Origin of the sequence: Microcystis sp. LE19-131.1A (assembly GCF_027532015.1) — a bacterium.
In the GTDB taxonomy this organism is placed as follows: domain Bacteria; phylum Cyanobacteriota; class Cyanobacteriia; order Cyanobacteriales; family Microcystaceae; genus Microcystis; species Microcystis ichthyoblabe_A.
In genome coordinates this window covers 1-15,856 of sequence record NZ_JAPZSS010000093.1, presented here as the reverse complement: position 1 = coordinate 15,856, position 15,856 = coordinate 1, and the positions used below count along the sequence as shown (strand labels likewise).

Annotated in this window: 11 protein-coding genes, 2 tRNA genes and 1 pseudogene; 7 read left to right on the top strand and 7 right to left on the bottom strand. The window is 42.2% G+C overall.

Going from position 1 to position 15,856, the window contains the following annotated elements:
- Positions 1–637: 637 nt before the first annotated feature.
- Both glsA and O9323_RS08185 read right to left on the bottom strand, forming a co-directional pair.
- Entirely contained in the window at positions 638–1,654 is a 1,017-nt protein-coding gene (gene glsA, locus O9323_RS08190; protein ID WP_002736106.1) for a glutaminase A, read from the bottom strand.
- Between the two features lie 82 nt (positions 1,655–1,736).
- Positions 1,737–2,585 carry a carbonic anhydrase gene (locus O9323_RS08185; protein ID WP_002754365.1) on the bottom strand — a complete coding sequence of 283 codons (849 nt, stop codon included), beginning with the start codon at positions 2,583–2,585 and terminating at the stop codon, positions 1,737–1,739.
- 168 nt (positions 2,586–2,753) lie between these two features.
- Between O9323_RS08185 and psbN the strand changes: the two genes are divergently transcribed.
- Positions 2,754–2,885: a photosystem II reaction center protein PsbN gene (psbN, locus tag O9323_RS08180; protein WP_002736132.1), complete on the top strand. Its 132-nt coding sequence runs from the start codon at positions 2,754–2,756 to the stop codon at positions 2,883–2,885.
- Here psbN and O9323_RS08175 read toward each other — a convergent pair.
- The 5 genes from O9323_RS08175 to O9323_RS08155 form a co-directional block, all read right to left on the bottom strand.
- Positions 2,882–5,890, bottom strand: coding sequence for an alpha-mannosidase (locus O9323_RS08175; protein ID WP_288124937.1), 3,009 nt, complete (start codon positions 5,888–5,890; stop codon positions 2,882–2,884). The two genes, psbN and O9323_RS08175, sit on opposite strands and share 4 nt — an antisense overlap.
- 144 nt (positions 5,891–6,034) lie before the next feature.
- Positions 6,035–6,106 (bottom strand) — tRNA-Thr (locus O9323_RS08170).
- Between the two features lie 8 nt (positions 6,107–6,114).
- Positions 6,115–6,199: transfer RNA gene (locus tag O9323_RS08165), tRNA-Tyr, on the bottom strand.
- 138 nt (positions 6,200–6,337) lie between these two features.
- On the bottom strand, positions 6,338–6,640 hold the full coding sequence (locus O9323_RS08160; RefSeq protein ID WP_002754368.1) for a ferredoxin: 303 nt from the start codon (positions 6,638–6,640) through the stop codon (positions 6,338–6,340).
- 593 nt (positions 6,641–7,233) lie between these two features.
- Complete coding sequence (locus tag O9323_RS08155; RefSeq protein WP_002735346.1) at positions 7,234–7,869, bottom strand: peroxiredoxin; 636 nt, start codon at positions 7,867–7,869, stop codon at positions 7,234–7,236.
- 759 nt (positions 7,870–8,628) lie between these two features.
- On the opposite strand from O9323_RS08155, the gene psbU reads away from it, so the two are divergent.
- The 6 genes and pseudogenes from psbU (at position 8,629) to O9323_RS08120 (ending at position 15,564) form a co-directional block, all read left to right on the top strand.
- Positions 8,629–9,036, top strand: coding sequence for a photosystem II complex extrinsic protein PsbU (gene psbU, locus O9323_RS08150; RefSeq protein ID WP_002754370.1), 408 nt, complete (start codon positions 8,629–8,631; stop codon positions 9,034–9,036).
- A 192-nt stretch (positions 9,037–9,228) separates the two neighbouring features.
- Positions 9,229–10,896 carry an L-aspartate oxidase gene (gene nadB, locus O9323_RS08145; RefSeq protein ID WP_288124936.1) on the top strand — a complete coding sequence of 556 codons (1,668 nt, stop codon included), beginning with the start codon at positions 9,229–9,231 and terminating at the stop codon, positions 10,894–10,896.
- 206 nt (positions 10,897–11,102) lie between these two features.
- Positions 11,103–12,206, top strand: a complete 1,104-nt coding sequence (locus tag O9323_RS08140; protein WP_288124935.1) for a HEAT repeat domain-containing protein — start codon at positions 11,103–11,105, stop codon at positions 12,204–12,206.
- Positions 12,207–12,215: 9 nt separating this feature from the next.
- Positions 12,216–13,289, top strand: a complete 1,074-nt coding sequence (locus tag O9323_RS08135; protein ID WP_288124934.1) for a glycosyltransferase — start codon at positions 12,216–12,218, stop codon at positions 13,287–13,289.
- Positions 13,290–13,453: 164 nt separating this feature from the next.
- Positions 13,454–14,113: pseudogene (locus O9323_RS22860) on the top strand (type II restriction-modification system restriction endonuclease).
- A 2-nt stretch (positions 14,114–14,115) separates the two neighbouring features.
- On the top strand, positions 14,116–15,564 hold the full coding sequence (locus tag O9323_RS08120) for a hypothetical protein (protein WP_002754377.1): 1,449 nt from the start codon (positions 14,116–14,118) through the stop codon (positions 15,562–15,564).
- Positions 15,565–15,856: the final 292 nt, after the last annotated feature.

Below are 15,856 nucleotides of genomic sequence, written 5' to 3'. Positions count from 1 at the left end.
CTTAAATGTTTCAGGATATACTCCACAAAAGCGTTTAAACTCTTCTGGATTCAAATTTTTTACTTTTTCGTAAGTCATGGTTTTTCTGAGTGTTTTACTTTATTGTACATAATCAGTTCCTATTTTTGCAGGAGGTCTACTTCTCTTGTGCAGTTTCTTCGGCAAAATTTTGACCTGTTGCTCTTGGTAAAGAAAAACAGAGGCTCTCTTAGGTTTGGTGGGCAAAATGTATTCTAAGATACAGTCCTGCTGGCGAGCGAGTGGAAGGAACCACAAAGACACAAAGGACACAAAGATTGATCGATCATAGAGTAAGTTAAACTTATCACACAGAACCTAGAAGAGCCAAACAGACCTAGAAGGGATAAATTGAGAAAAACTAGCGATCGGGTAAAACCTGATTTTATTGCTGACTTTGAGCTAATAAGGGAGTGAAAAAGAAGAACCTCCGGGAGTCTTGCCGTGTTTCGACCCCAAAGGTTCCTCTTATGCTGAACTTATACTCCTCACACAATATTTATATTACACACAACCCACTGCTTTTGTCAAGAGGTTTATGACATTTTTTTCCACAGACCTCTGGCCAAATTAATTTCCCAGGGTCGTTAGGCGCTCTTGTCGGGGACAGCTATCAATATCAACTATTACCTTCAAGCCACGTTTTCAAATCTCGTTCTGGTTTAGCCACATTAAATAAATGTAAACCAAAATCCTCTGAAATATCTTGACAAATTTTCACTCCTCTGATGCTGTTGCCTTTTTCATCTAAAAGGGGCGAAAAAGTCCCAATTCCCAACTGATGGGGAACTACTGCCGTAATTCCGCCACCGACACCGCTTTTTGCTGGTAATCCTACCCGATAGGCCCATTCTCCCGAAGCGTCGTACATTCCACAGGTAAGCATAACACTGATCACATCTTGAACGTAGTGTTCATCGATCGCCCGTATTCCTGTGATTGGGTTGACACCCCCATTAGCTAAGGTAGCAGCCATCAGAGCTAAATCGTGAGCATGGACGAGAATGGCGCATTGTTGACAGTAAAGATCGAGGGTTTCTTCAATTTTATCGCTGACCATGCCAAAATTTAGCATTAGATAGGCCATGGCCCGATTGCGATTGCCGGTGGATTTTTCCGAGAGAAAAACGGGGACATTAATCTCGTGATCCCTGCCAGTATAGCGTTTAAACATTTCTAAAATACGTTTTAGCCTTTCCGTGGCATTCTGTCCGGTGATTAAATCCGTGGTAGCGATCGCACCAGCATTAACCATAGGATTATAGGGACGATTGGTTTTTTCATCGAGAATAATCGAGTTAAAAGCTTCTCCGGTGGGTTCAACACCGACTTTACTATTAACGTATTCCCTTCCGTGATCTTCTAGAGCTAATCCAAAGACAAAAGCTTTAGAAATCGATTGTACTGTAAAGGTTTGCTGACAGTCTCCCACCTCAAAAATCTGACCATCAGTGCTAATTACGGAAATACCAAACCATTCTGGAGCTGCTAGGGCTAATTCCGGAATATAATCGGCGATATGACCCGTCTGTAAATCAGAGTATTTTGCGTGCAGATAGTTAAGATAGTTCCGAAAAGGATAGACTAACTCTTGCTCGGAATTGACGGGACTAATAAAATCTTTTGGGGAAGCCATAGAGGAGTATAGCAGTTATCGTTTAATTGCCACTCTAGAGACGTTGATAGACACATCTCTAGAGAATTTCTGTAATCCCTAATTAACTTCTCGAACCGCGATAAATGCGATCAGCTTGGGAGGGTTCTAAATAATTATAGCCCGGTTTTTGGGTTGAGGAGCCATTCTTTTTGGCCACAGTATTAACCGCAGGAGTGGCTTTTTTTACCTCCGCGTGAGTCCTGATATAATCCTCAGAAATCTTGAAGGGATGACTATTGGGAAGGTGACGACTAGAGGGTAAATTTTCTTCTGCTTCGGGATGGGCAATTTTACTATGAGGAGCGACAAAATCGTGTAGGATGGGATCATAGGCTAAAATTTCACCGGTTTCAATCCGAAAAATCCAACCGTGTAGAGATAATTTACCCTGATGTAATCGGGAACGAATAATTGGATAGCTTTGCAAATTACTTAACTGATTGAGAACATTTTCTGCTACTGTCACCTCGATCAGTTCTTCCCCTTCTAATTCTTTGTAATTATCCTTAACTAAACGTCGAGTAGCTTCTGCTTGTTTTAACCAATCGTAAACTAAAGGCATTTCATCGGCCAGACTCTGCAATTTTAGCAAACCTTTCATCGCTCCACAATGGGAGTGACCGCAGATAATCACTTGCTCGATGCCGAGAGCGTTGATAGCATATTCTATAGATGCACCTTCACCACCATTGGTTGCTCCGTAGGGAGGAATTATATTTCCCGCATTACGAATTACGAATAATTCCCCCACCTCCGCTTGGGTAATTAGGTTAGGATCGATCCTGGAATCGGAACAGGTGATAAACAGGATTCTCGGTTTTTGTCCGTGGGAGAGTTGCTCAAATAATTGCCGATGTTCATCAAAATAACCACTCTGGAACTTTTCTAGTCCCTGTAGGAGTTTCTTCATAATAATTTTTCTGGTTTAGTTTGATCGCTATTTACTCGATCCTTTCAGCATTATCGGGCATGAGATAACAGCAATGCAACCGGCCAGATTAGCGATCGCTATTGGCTGCGAGATCGGTTGTATTTTGTTAAGATAAGATACAGACTGTATCTAAGCAAATTTTATTTTATGGAAACTGCAACAATTTTGGGTGTTTCGATCGCTGCCGCTTTGGTGGGGATTACCGCTTTAGCTCTTTATACCGCTTTTGGACCGCCGGCAGCAGAATTAAGCGATCCTTTTGAAGATCACGAAGATTAATTCTTTAATAACCATGTGGCTATCTGCCAAGGAGAAATTTGCTCCATAGGATCGATCGCTCTTTCTAAACCATCGATCGATTCTTTTACTGTTAATTGTAATTGATTTTGCCAATCGATAACAGCGTTTTCTCCCTGACATTCATAGACGCGCATTACCCAACTCTGAGGGGATGTTTCACTTTGTTTGAAACTCATTAAAATTAAGTTATCTGCCGAGAATTTTAACCATTGTGCCACGGGTGGCAACTGGGTTGATCGAGAAGAATTATTAATAAAAATAACGTTGACAGGTGAGTTTAACTGCCAAGCATAATGGACAGTTTTTGCCGTTTTCCAGTCCCCTTGATGGGGATATATTGCATAGGTAAATTCTTGTTTCCCCAGATCCGCCTCGGGATCGGGCCATCGGGGACTTCTCAACAGAGTTAATCGCAGTTGCTGGTTAGTAGCATCATAGCCATATTTATTATTATTTAAAAGACTTACCCCATAGTTTGCTTCTGTATCGGTTAAATCCGCCCATTTATGGGTGTAAACTTCCCATTTTGGCGATTCTGGTTCGTGGGAACGCTCGATCGCACCACAGGCAATTTCATAGGTGGTAAAATCGCTGTTTAGGGTAAGAGGAAAAGCGGTTTTTACTAAAGTATGTTCCTGCTGCCAATTAACAATAGTTTTAATCTGGAGAATAGGAGAATCTTTTTCTAAGATATAATCTTGACAAAATTCCGAATCAGCTAAATTTCTGATCACGCGAATCTGCCAGCGCAAGGGGCCACATTCTAAGCATTCGATCGATTTTAATACTGTTTTTGGTAAGGGATATTGTTGATAATTCGGATCAATATTCCAAGCGTCCCAATATTGTCCTTGATCTTTAAATGCCTGTAATTGATTACCAGCAGCTTGCAGGATTTCTCTTTGATTAATTATATCAAATATACTATCTATATCCCCCGTTTCTGAGTTAATAGTAACTTTGATCAGTCCATTATCTAAAATCCATTGGCAGTTAATTAAATTTTGCTCGGCTGCTTGCTGATTGGGAACTAACCAAAATAACTTATAACCCACAGAAGGAATATTTTCAGCGAGAAATAATAGCTGATTGTCGTGGGATAATTGCGAAGGACAGAGACAATTATTTAAGTCATAAACCGAACAATTGTCAGATTCTATAGCTAAAGAGATAACCTCGGTTCTTTCCCAGTTAAGAGAATTAAAAACTAGAAAAGGTTTTGCTTGAGGATGGGGGGGATTAGGTAAATTAATTTGAGTGGCAATTGCCTGTAAAGCTTGCTCTAAAATTGCTTCACCTGTGCTGATAACTTGATGCCATAACTGATTAGCATCCCTAAACACTTCCGGGATAGAAGTACCGGGAAGTATATCATGAAACTGATTTAACAAAACCTTTTTCCAAGCGGATTCTATCTCGACTTTAGGATAGGGAATATCTAGTAAGATATTAGCCAAAGAAGACCATAACTCTCCTTGATACAAGAGGATTTCACAGTAACGATTATAGGCCTTTTGGTCAGCGTGGGTAGTATAACAACCGCGATGGAATTCTAGATATAACTCATCATCCCAGACAGGAAGATTACTTGTCTCCAGACTGTCCAGATAGGTTGTTGCTTGGCTAAATTTTAGCTGGGGGAAAAAAGGAGATTTTTGCCAACGTTGGGCCACTTCTAACATATCACGAGTCGGACCGCCGCCATGGTCACCAACTCCGGGCAACCAAAAAATCTCTTTTAAGCCGGTTTGCCGTTCCCAATTGAGAGCATGATCGGTCATAATAATTGGATTAGTATCCATAACTCCGGCAACATTGGGAGGAGAGATGAGCGAAAGAATTTTACTGCCATCAGGAGATTGCCACCAGAAAAAACCGTGGGGAAATTTAGTCGTATCATTCCAATGTAGTTTCCCGGTTACAAAATATTTTATGCCAAAGGATTTAAGAATTTGCGGCAATTGGTAGGGAAACCCAAAGGTATCCGGCAGCCAAGCAGTTTCAGTGATTTGTCCAAATTTTTCTTGAAAATATTTTTGTCCATAAAGTAGTTGTCGAAATAGGGATTCCCCGGAGATTAAATTGACTTCTGGTTCTACCCACATCCCGCCCAAAAGTTCCCAAGATTGCCCTTTATATGCCTCTAGAATTGCTTCAAACAGGTCAGGATGATGTTTTTCTATCCATTCGTAAATTAGGGGGCTAGAATGACCAAATATGAGGTTAGGAAAATCTTTTTGCAGGTTTAAAACCGAGATAAAAGTATTTTTTGCTACTTGCCAAGTTTCTGCCAACGGCCACAACCAAGCCATATCCAAATGTGCATGACCGAGAAGATGAAAACTGCGTTCTTTGAGAGGTTTAGCGAGGGTTTGCAGGGATTGACGAATTGATTCTAGGGAGCGATTAAATTTATCTTTGTTGGTGACATTATCCCAGTCAATATTATCGAGAGTAGCGGTAAAAGCCGCTAAGTTTTCAGGATAAAAAGTTTGTAGATAATTATGGAGAATGGTCAATTCATCAGCAACAAAACTAGGATCGATCGCTTGGCTATATTCATAGATTAACTGGGATTTCATCAAACCACCAATATCATGATTGGGACTGACTAAACGGAGAGTAACAAGGATTTCTTGACCAGTAGAGACAGAGTTGGAAAGTAAAATACGCGTGGAAGAATCAAAGAGATCTCCTGCTTGGATAAATTGATTATTAACATAAATTTTGACATCTTCCGCCCACCAAGTTAAGATTAATCTCAGTTCCATTCCCGCTAAAGGATAACCGGCTAAATGTTCGGGGACAATAATTTTTTGAGTTAGATATTGGATTTGTCTGCCGGCCGGCCAAATAATGTATTGTTTTTCATTGAGGGTGACGGGTTGAATTGGTTTTCCCGCTGCTGTAGCGATCAACCAATTTTTCTGAACATCTCTGCGGGTGAGGTGAGACAGTTTAGCGATGTTGTCGAGGGGAGACATGAGCCAACAAATAAGTTAATTTTGACTATTTTAGGCGATCGATGCCTAATCGGGCTAGGGGATAACTTCTGTTAACGCCATAGTGCTGAAGACTTGCTTAATCTCATTCTTCAATGGTTGATTGAGAATGAGCGGGAAAGAGAAAGCCCGTGATGAGGATTGAACTCATGACCTCACCCTTACCAAGGGTGTGCTCTACCACTGAGCTACACGGGCATTGATCGTGGTGGGCCGGGCCGGATTCGAACCAGCGTAGGCGTAGCCAACGGATTTACAGTCCGCCCCCATTAACCACTCGGGCACCGACCCATTAATTCCACGATTAACAATCATAGCACCCTTAGCTAAAACACGCAAGTGTTTGGGGAAAAAAATTTTTGAGCCATAAAATAACTCCCGTTAAATGCTATGGCTTTAACGGGAGTTTTCTGACAATCTTGAGGGAGATTACTGTTGTAAAGCGTCTTCTTGGTGGGTGAGGATCACACAGTCAGAGGTGGGATAGGCGACACAGGTGAGGACGAGACCAGTTTCAATTTGATCGTCATCAAGGAAGGATTGATCGGATTGATCAACGGTACCAGATTCAAGTGTACCCAAACAGGTGGAGCAAGCTCCTGCACGGCAGGAATAAGGTAAGTCCAGTCCTGCTTCTTCAGCTGCATCGAGAATGTACTCATCATCGGGAACCTCAATTGTTTTATTAAGTCCTAGCTCTTCATTTTTCAGTGTGACTTTATAGGTTGCCATCGGTTGTTCCTCTTAATTAAATGCCAGTGAAAGCGGCAGTCTCTACAATTGCCTCTCGCTCGTCGTCAGATTGAACGATGCGAGCGAGTTTCATTTTTGATACTACGGGAAAATCTGCCTGACTCAGCCTTGCATTAGTAATGACAGTCTTAAATAAACTTAAAATAAAATTTACTTATAGATCTAACCCAGAATTCTTGAGGATACTTGCTCGATCTCTAGATAATTTCATCCCTCTACAATCTAGCTAAACTAACCCCTACTAAGCATTTGGAGCGATAATGTTAATCATTTTTTTCGTCTTGAGCCGATTTTTATTAAATATTAATTTAACTTATGGTTAAGATAGGTGTCGATGAATTGTCTTTAACCCAGCCAAGAAATTGCTTTTCGGCACTACTGCCGGTAACACATCTAGGGAAACTAGGAAAAAATCTATTGACAATCAAACCAATAAATGATATGGGGAGATAAATCCCCTGTTGCCAGGGGTTGGCTATCCGTTAAAACGGATGGCTAACCCTCCCTGACGATTTCTTGGTTTTCGGATTGTCAGTTTTCCAGGATATGGTTCACTGATTACCGGTCACTAATTACTTATTAGGTTGGGGAGTCATGCGTAGATAGGGTTTGATTTCTTCAACTCCTTTGGGGAATTTGCTACGAGCTTCTTCAGTGGGAATAGAGGGAACCACCACACAATCGCCACCGTCGGTCCAGTTAGCCGGGGTAGCCACTTGATAGTTATCGGTGAGCTGCAGGGAGTCAATTACCCGCAGGATCTCGTTAAAATTGCGTCCCGTGCTGGCAGGATAGGTAATAGTTAAACGTAATTTTTTGTTGGGATCGATAATAAACACCGAACGTACCGTGAGATTATTGAGGGAATTGGGGTGAATCATGCCGTAGAGATCCGACACCTTGCGATCGCCGTCGGCGATAATCGGATAGTTAACGGTAGTGTTTTGAGTTTCGTTGATGTCATTAATCCAACCCCGATGGGATTCGGCACTATCGACACTCAAAGCGATCACTTTCACATTACGTCGCTCAAATTCTGACTTAAGACTAGCCACCGTACCTAATTCCGTGGTACAAACGGGGGTATAATCAGCCGGGTGCGAGAACAGCACCACCCAGCTATCTCCTACCCACTGGTGAAAAGAAATCGGACCTGCACTAGAATCTTGTGTAAAATCTGGAACGATATCACCCAATTGGAGAGCCATAATTGTGTCTTCCTTATTATGTATTTCAAGACAAGCAACAGTCTATGATGCCATAGGAGTGCTGTTCTTCATTGATAATTTTAGAGATTTGTAATAATTCCATTAGCCATCAGCCTTTTCAGTGATCAGTGATCAGTGATCAGATTTGAGTTATCAGTTCACTGATCTCCCCACTTCCCCTATCCCACTTCCCCATCACCCAACCCCCAAAACCCTTCCCCTAGTACGGCAAACTGGGTTATCGGAAATTTGGGTTGAAAACCCCGTCCTTTTAGGGCGACTTTGTGCTAGAATGTTCCCAGGTTGCTGACCGTGAGAACGTGAGGAAACAGGTTAAACGTCCTACTCCGTCATCTCAAAATTTCTAACAGTCAATGGTGTTTAATTAAGTCCAAACTGTCAGAACGCAAAACAATTAAATACTGTGGGACACACAGAAATTTACGCTTGGGGAGTAGTCTTTGAGAGTGCTTGCCTTATAGGTGTAGTCGGACTAGACATGAAACTGTAAGACCAAAATTAGCTTTGCTAGTAGAGGCAAGATTCAGCCCAAGAATCTCCGCCCTAAAAGTGCGGAGAGTGTCAAGATCTGGTCTAATAGCATGATATAACTTTTTTAACTAGCTATCAGCGTTCAGCTAATAGCTAGGCTGCGGTGGCAAATCCCAATTCCCCACCCTATGCCTAGTCGGAAAGCTGACGGCTTAATTTCTTGTCCTGATCGTTAATTTGCCTTGGTTTTAGGAGACCACAACTGCAATGAAGAATCTTGTTCGTCTGCTGGCGGTAATTGCCTTGATTATCGGGAGTTTTTGGGGCAAAGTTCCCGCTCAAGCTCTCAATCTCACCTCGATCGCCCTTCCTTCTCATCCTGTGGCGGTCTTAAATGCGGCTGATGCCAAACTAACCACAGAATTTGGGGCGAAAATCGACCTCAATAACAGTGATATTCGCGATTTCCGGGACTTGAGAGGGTTCTATCCCAATTTAGCTGGTAAAATCATCAAAAACGCCCCCTACGAAGAAGTGGAAGATGTCCTCAATATCCCCGGACTCTCGGACACTCAAAAAGAGCGTTTACAGGCTAATCTGGAGAAATTTACTGTTACTGAGCCTTCTAAAGAATTTATCGAGGGTGATGACCGTTTTAACCCCGGAGTTTACTAAATCTAGTTAATTACGGTTTTAAAAAAATTTCTAGGTGGGCGATCGCTCACCTTTTTCAGTGATCAGCTTCTGAAGGCAAGAGGCAAAAGAAAGAATCTGGCATACTGCCCCAAGCTAAAAACTGGCGATTTTTGCCAGAACTATAGAGAAATGAAATGCTAGAATAAATAGAATTTATCAATTAACTCCTACATGGTCGTTTCCTCGCAACTGCCGAGTTATCAAGATGTGTTAGTGGTGGGATCGGGAGCGGCGGGATTGTATGCCGCACTGTGTTTACCCCCTAACTTAAAGGTGGGTTTAATTACCAAAGAAGATTTAAAAACTGGGGCTAGTGATTGGGCGCAGGGAGGAATTGCGGCAGCCACCTCCCCGGCAGATTCCCCCGTTTTCCATTTAGAAGATACCCTGAAAGCCGGAGCGGGCTTATGCGATCGCTATGCTGTGCAGTTTTTAGTCGAGAAGGCCCCCCAAGCGATCGCTGATTTGCTGCGGTTAGGGGTTAGTTTTGATCGCTCTGGAGATGACTTAGCCCGCACTCTTGAGGCTGCCCATTCCCAGGCCCGGGTGCTGCACGCGGCCGATCGCACGGGGAGAGCGATCATCAGTACCCTGATGGAAAAAGTGACCGAGCGCCCCAATATTACCATTATTCCCCAAGCGATCGCACTGAAACTCTGGCTTGATCCGGAAGGGCAAGGCTGTCAAGGTATTTGTCTGCTCCATCAAGATCATCTCTATTGGCTGCGAGCGCAGGCAGTCATTCTGGCTACGGGAGGCGGTGGTCAAGTCTATGCCCAAACCACTAATCCCGCCGTTAGCACGGGGGATGGAGTCGCCCTCGCTTGGCGTGCTGGGGCAGTGATTCGCGACCCGGAATTTTTTCAGTTTCACCCCACCGCTTTGACTGTGCCGGGGGCACCGCGGTTTTTAATTAGTGAAGCGGTGCGCGGCGAAGGAGCGCATTTAATTGATGCCCAGGGGCGGCGTTTTGCCTTCGATTATCATCGGGCCGGAGAATTGGCCCCCCGGGATGTGGTGAGTCGGGCGATTTTTAGCCATTTGCAGAAAACCTCCGACGATCCCGCCCATGCCAAAGTATATCTAGATTTAAGACCAATCGAACCGGAGCGTCTGCGTTATCGTTTCCCCAATATTATCCGCATCTGTCAAAAATGGGGCATTAATGTGTTTGAGGATGTGATTCCGGTCGCCCCCGCCGCTCACTATTGGATGGGAGGAGTGGCCACAGATTTAAACGCCCGCACTTCTCTATCTGGTTTGTATGCGATCGGCGAAGCCGCTAGTACAGGTGTTCACGGGGCTAATCGTTTAGCTAGTAATTCTCTCTTGGAATGTATTGTCTTTGCGGCAAGTTTAGCTGCAATAGGTTTGGAGCCAGAAAACTTTCTGGGGGAAAGACCCGAAAAACCCTTAGAAATTGCGGAAAACTGGCAGGAAGAACAGGAAGACTGGCAAAAAGTACGGAGAGAATTACCGATTTTAATGTGGGAAAATGCGGGAATTTGCCGATTTCAAAATGAGTTAGAAATTGCTATCCTACGGGTGCAACAGTGGAAACAACAGTTACATTCCTTAAAGATAGGCCAATTTCTCCAGAATCTTCTCCCCGACAAAGGACAATTATTTTTGTGTCCCTCGGTGCAGTTAGAAATAAGAATAGCGATCGAGACATTAAATCTTTTAGATATCGCCGACTTAATTCTGGAAAGTGCCTTATTACGGGCAGAAAGCCGAGGTGGTCACTATCGGGGCGATTATCCAGAAATCGTAGCTAATTGGCAATTACACACGACTATTCAAGGCCGAACCTGGCACAAAACTCCGGTACAAGCTTAATTGAGCCAGTTTTTCACAGATAATCCCTCAGCGTTAAACAGTGGACTCTATCTCCGATCCCAGCAGCGGCACTATTGGCCTGACGCTGACCGGGGGCTTTTCCCAATCATCCTAGTCTATGACCCATCTCTGGAGTTGAGTGCCTCTCATCTATAGCTTTTAGGCTATCATACTTTTACCAACCCCCAAGCAGTTACATAAATTCTATGATCAAACCTAATTTTTTATTGTTGTTAGCTATCGGTGTGAGCAGTTGGGGTCATGATTTTCAGGTTTTATCCAAGGTTAACGCTCAAACTTCACCTGGGTTAGAGCAAACCCAGACTTTCGCCACTTACGAGCAGTTGATGAAAGCTGGTTACGAGGCCAAAACCCAAAAGAATTATCAACTCGCCGTGGAAAAATTTCAACAAGCTCTGGCACAACTTCCGAACGACCCCTCTGCTCAAAATGCGATCGCTAATACGAAGAAGTATCTAGGTCAAACCACCAGGGCAACCAACGCTGGCGCCGAAAATGCGGCTTCACCAATACCATTAATTGCTGGCTCGGCCCTGTTATCCATCGCTTTATTGGCAGCTTTACTATCGCTTTTCTTCCAATATCGTCCCAAGGGCAAAGCCTCAAAACGGCGCGAAAAGACAACTTACGCCAATCCTAAAAACCCACTCGACAACTTTTCCAGGGGCAATGGCAATCCCTTCGGCGCAGACACCAAAACTGACAGTGACATTAATGGCAGTGGTGACGAGGATTTCGACCCTTCTTTGCCCGTACAAGCTACCTCCCGCATCCCGAACGTAGATTTAATCTTGCGTTTAATTGAAAGTCTTCGCGATAACGATCCCCGTACCCGTAGAAGGGCGGTTTGGAAGCTGGCACAGGTGTCCGATTCTAGGGCAATGCAGCCTTTAGTCGATAGCATGGTGGATGGAGATTCCTACGAACGCAGTTTAACCCTAGAAGCTCTCGCTCAAATCTGCACCCGCTCCCTGCGACCGATGAACCAAGCTTTGGCTATCTCTCTCCAGGATAAAAATCCCCAGGTGCGGAAAAATGCCATTCGGGATTTAACCAGACTCTACGATATCATGTCTCAGATCAGTCAATTAATTTGTCATGCCCTCGATGATCCCGATGAGGAAGTGCAAGAAACAGCACGCTGGGCAGTTAGACAGTTAAATCTGCAATTAGCTCCCCGTTTAGATATTGCTCCCCTAGAAACTACTGGTGAACCAGAAGATGACGATGTACAGGATACTTCCTTCACCGACACCACACCGACCTTCACCGAAACTACACCCAACTGAGGTGCAAAATTGAGTCGAAAACTGTTATTTATCTCCACCCCCGTGGGATTTTTGGGATCGGGGGACGGCGGTGGCGTAGAACTAACTATTTATAATCTCGCTCGCACTCTGAATAAGCAAGGGTACGCGGTGCGGGTAGTGGCTCCAGAAGCCTCGCAGTTGCATGATATCCCCTTGATTACTATAGCAGGAAATGCCCAGATTTCCGCCCAAAGTCAGGGCCAGCAAGCCCCGATTTTAATGCCCGAAAATGCCGTTTTGGCCAATATGTGGCACTACGCCCAATCAGTACAAAGTCAGTATGATTTAATTATTAATTTTGCCTACGATTGGCTCCCTTTTTATCTCACTCCTTTTTTTGCCACTCCCGTCGCCCATTTCGTCAGCATGGCTTCCGTTTCTTTGGCGATGGATCATATTATTGAAAAAACCTATAGCAGTTTTCCCCATTTACTCGCTTTTTACACCCTCGCCCAAGCGGAAACTTTCTCCCTCTCTCCCCCCTATCGCTGTTTGGCTAGTGGTTTAGACCTATCTTTGTATCAGTTTCGGGCCGATTCCTCCCCCTGTCTAGCCTGGGTGGGACGGATTGCCCCAGAAAAAGCTTTAGAAGATGCGATCGCTGCTTGTCAACAGTTAGGTGTGCCTTTACGCGTTTTCGGTCATATTTCCGATCCTCTCTACTGGCAAAATTTACAGGATACCTACAGTTTCGATTTAGTCGATTATCGCGGGTTTTTGCCCACCAGGAGCCTACAAAAAGAGCTAGGCGACTGTTTTGGCCTGTTGATGACCCCGCGCTGGGTTGAGGCTTTTGGTAACGGAGCTATTGAAGCTTTGGCCTGTGGTGTTCCCGTAGTTGCCTATGGTCGTGGTGGTCCGGTAGAAATTATTGAAGATGGAAAAACTGGTTTTTTAGTTGAACCCGATAGTATCGAGGGATTAGTTACGGGAATTAAAAATTTAGACCGGATCGATCGATATTCTTGTCGTGCAGTAGTGGAGCAAAAATATTCCCTAGAAGCTTTAGGAAATCGAGCTATTAATTGGTTTGAAGAAATTTTTGCTCGCAGTCAAAAATAAATAGGCTCTCTTGGTTTAGTCTGGTTAAATCTTTATCCCAGAAGGGTTCGGGATCAACCACAGAGGCACAAAGAACACAAAGTCAAAATAGACTCGATATTAATTTTGCTTAGTTACTTAGATAAATTTTTCTGCTAGAGTTAATTTTAAACCCTGTATTATCTATGGCAAGATTGACCCAAGAATTGTTATGTGACGAAGCAGCTGCCTTCTCAGCTTTGGAATCTCAACATCAAGAATCTTCACTCTACGGTGTTACAGATGGTAAAGCGATCGGAACTTACTTAGAACAAAAGTTTAAACTATATCTAAAAGAAAAATATAATTTTCTTGACGGTAATTCAGCTAGTGGAATTGATTTTCCTGATTTGTTAGTAGATATCAAAGTAACAAGTATTAAACAACCTCAATCATCTTGTCCTTTTAAATCCGCAAGACAAAAAATTTTTGGCTTGGGATATTCCTTAATTATTTTTGTTTATGAAAAGTTAGATGATAGCCTAAATCGTACTGCCAGTTTAAGAATTATTAGAACAATTTTTGTCAGTGCCGAAAAAACAGCCGATTGACCGATGACTCGTGGTATTCGCAACATCTTAAACAATCAGGGAAACAAAGATGATTTAATTGCTTTTATTTTAGATAAAAACTTACCTGTTGATGAAATGGAAGCGGCCAATATAGCTGATGAAATTCTTGTTCATCGCCCAGGGCAAGGTTTTCTAACTATTTCTAATGCGTTACAATGGAGATTACAATATACTAGAGTAATCGATCTTGCCGGTCAAGAAGAAGGATTAATAGCCATTTATAGAGAGAATTAGTCATGCAAGCTTCTCAGGTTAAAATTGAATATGGAGACTTTCAAACTCCCCCGGAGTTAACCGAAAAGATTTGTCAAAAATTATGGCAAATTCATGTTAACCCCGATGTCATTATTGAGCCAACTTGTGGTATAGGCAACTTTTTAAAAGCGGCAGCACTTACCTTTAAACAAACTGAAAAAATCCTCGGCTTTGAAATTAATCCTAATTATATCACTCAGATTAATCAAGATCCGCAAATATCCCAAGATCAAAGAATACAAGTTGAACAGAAGAATTTTTTTGATTGTGACTGGTATTCCCTGACTCAATTATGGTCAGAAAATATTTTATTCTTGGGGAATCTGCCTTGGATAACCAACTCAAAACAAGGACTTATTAACGGGAAAAATTTACCTCAAAAAAGCAACTTTCAAGGCTATCAGGGTTTAGATGCTATGACGGGAAAAAGTAATTTTGATATTTCAGAGTGGATGTTAATTAAGCTCATTGAATGTCTCGATCGACGTTCAGCTTATCTGGCAATTATCTGTAAAACAACTGTATCTAGAAAAATTTTAAACTATATCTATACTCACAAAATTCATCTCGTTTACTCGGCAATTTATCCGATCAACACTCAAAAATATTTTCAAGCTAATGTAGATGCTTGTCTCCTGTTTTGTCAATTTGATTCTCATTCAGAAAATTATTTTTGTGATGTTTTCAATAGTTTTGAAGAAGGGGAATTTCAGCGCATTGGTTATCAAAATAATATCCTAGTCAGAGATTTAAATGCTTTTACTAGATTAAAATATTTATATGATCGGCATCCTCAGGAAAAATGGCGTTCAGGAATTAAACATGATTGCTCAAAAGTAATGGAATTACAGTTAGTTAATGGAATTTTTCTCAATGGTTTAAAGGAAGTCGTTGATATGGAACCCACCTATCTTTATCCTCTCCTTAAAGGTTCAGATGTGGCACAAAATCGCCTAAAGGTTATCAATAAATACATTTTAGTAACTCAGAAGTTTATCGGTGAATCTACAGAAAATATACGCGATATAGCACCAAAAACTTGGCAATATTTAGTTGATCATAAAAATTATTTTCTAGACAGAAAGAGCAAAATTTATCAAAATCAGCCAGACTTTTGCATATTTGGCGTGGGTTCTTACAGCTTCTCACCTTTTAAAATTGCCATTTCTGGACTTTATAAAAAACTGAATTTTAACCTTATATTACCATATCAAAATCAACCCGTTATTTTCGATGATACCGTTTACTTCCTAAGCTTCGATGATTTAGATACCGCTCAAAAAACTTTACAGCTTCTCAATTCTTCCCTAGGCAGAGAATTTTATTCATCCTTAATATTTTGGGATGAAAAACGACCGATAAAAACCCGTATTTTAAATAGTTTAAATTTATCAGTTTTAGCCGAGAAGTTTTTATCCTATAAGCTTTAATTTTAGCTGCGTTAATAACCCACCCGACAAGATCGGTGATCTGCTATGCAGTGCCTTCGGTATCGCACTATATCGATTGAGTCTGATTGACGATTCGATCGTAAAATAGCAACAGATCAAGAGAGTACAGGTCAAATATGCCGAAATTTGTTCAGCAATTCTCATTTTAAAAAGTAACAAGTGATACAGACAGAAACAAAGCTTTAAGCAAGCTACAAAATGCGCTCCCGCGAGTGCGACTGCATCGCAGAGAAGTGAGTATATAGAGTATTTATACTCAAAATATTTGAAA

What these genes read in the sequence shown, in the direction of transcription:
- glsA (WP_002736106.1), bottom strand. Translation starts at nt 1,654, where the DNA reads ATGGCTTCCCCAAAAGATTTTATTAGTCCCGTCAATTCCGAGCAAGAG.
- O9323_RS08185 (WP_002754365.1), bottom strand. Translation starts at nt 2,585, where the DNA reads ATGAAGAAACTCCTACAGGGACTAGAAAAGTTCCAGAGTGGTTATTTT.
- psbN (WP_002736132.1), top strand. Translation starts at nt 2,754, where the DNA reads ATGGAAACTGCAACAATTTTGGGTGTTTCGATCGCTGCCGCTTTGGTG.
- O9323_RS08175 (WP_288124937.1), bottom strand. Translation starts at nt 5,890, where the DNA reads ATGTCTCCCCTCGACAACATCGCTAAACTGTCTCACCTCACCCGCAGA.
- O9323_RS08160 (WP_002754368.1), bottom strand. Translation starts at nt 6,640, where the DNA reads ATGGCAACCTATAAAGTCACACTGAAAAATGAAGAGCTAGGACTTAAT.
- O9323_RS08155 (WP_002735346.1), bottom strand. Translation starts at nt 7,869, where the DNA reads ATGGCTCTCCAATTGGGTGATATCGTTCCAGATTTTACACAAGATTCT.
- psbU (WP_002754370.1), top strand. Translation starts at nt 8,629, where the DNA reads ATGAAGAATCTTGTTCGTCTGCTGGCGGTAATTGCCTTGATTATCGGG.
- nadB (WP_288124936.1), top strand. Translation starts at nt 9,229, where the DNA reads ATGGTCGTTTCCTCGCAACTGCCGAGTTATCAAGATGTGTTAGTGGTG.
- O9323_RS08140 (WP_288124935.1), top strand. Translation starts at nt 11,103, where the DNA reads ATGATCAAACCTAATTTTTTATTGTTGTTAGCTATCGGTGTGAGCAGT.
- O9323_RS08120 (WP_002754377.1), top strand. Translation starts at nt 14,116, where the DNA reads ATGCAAGCTTCTCAGGTTAAAATTGAATATGGAGACTTTCAAACTCCC.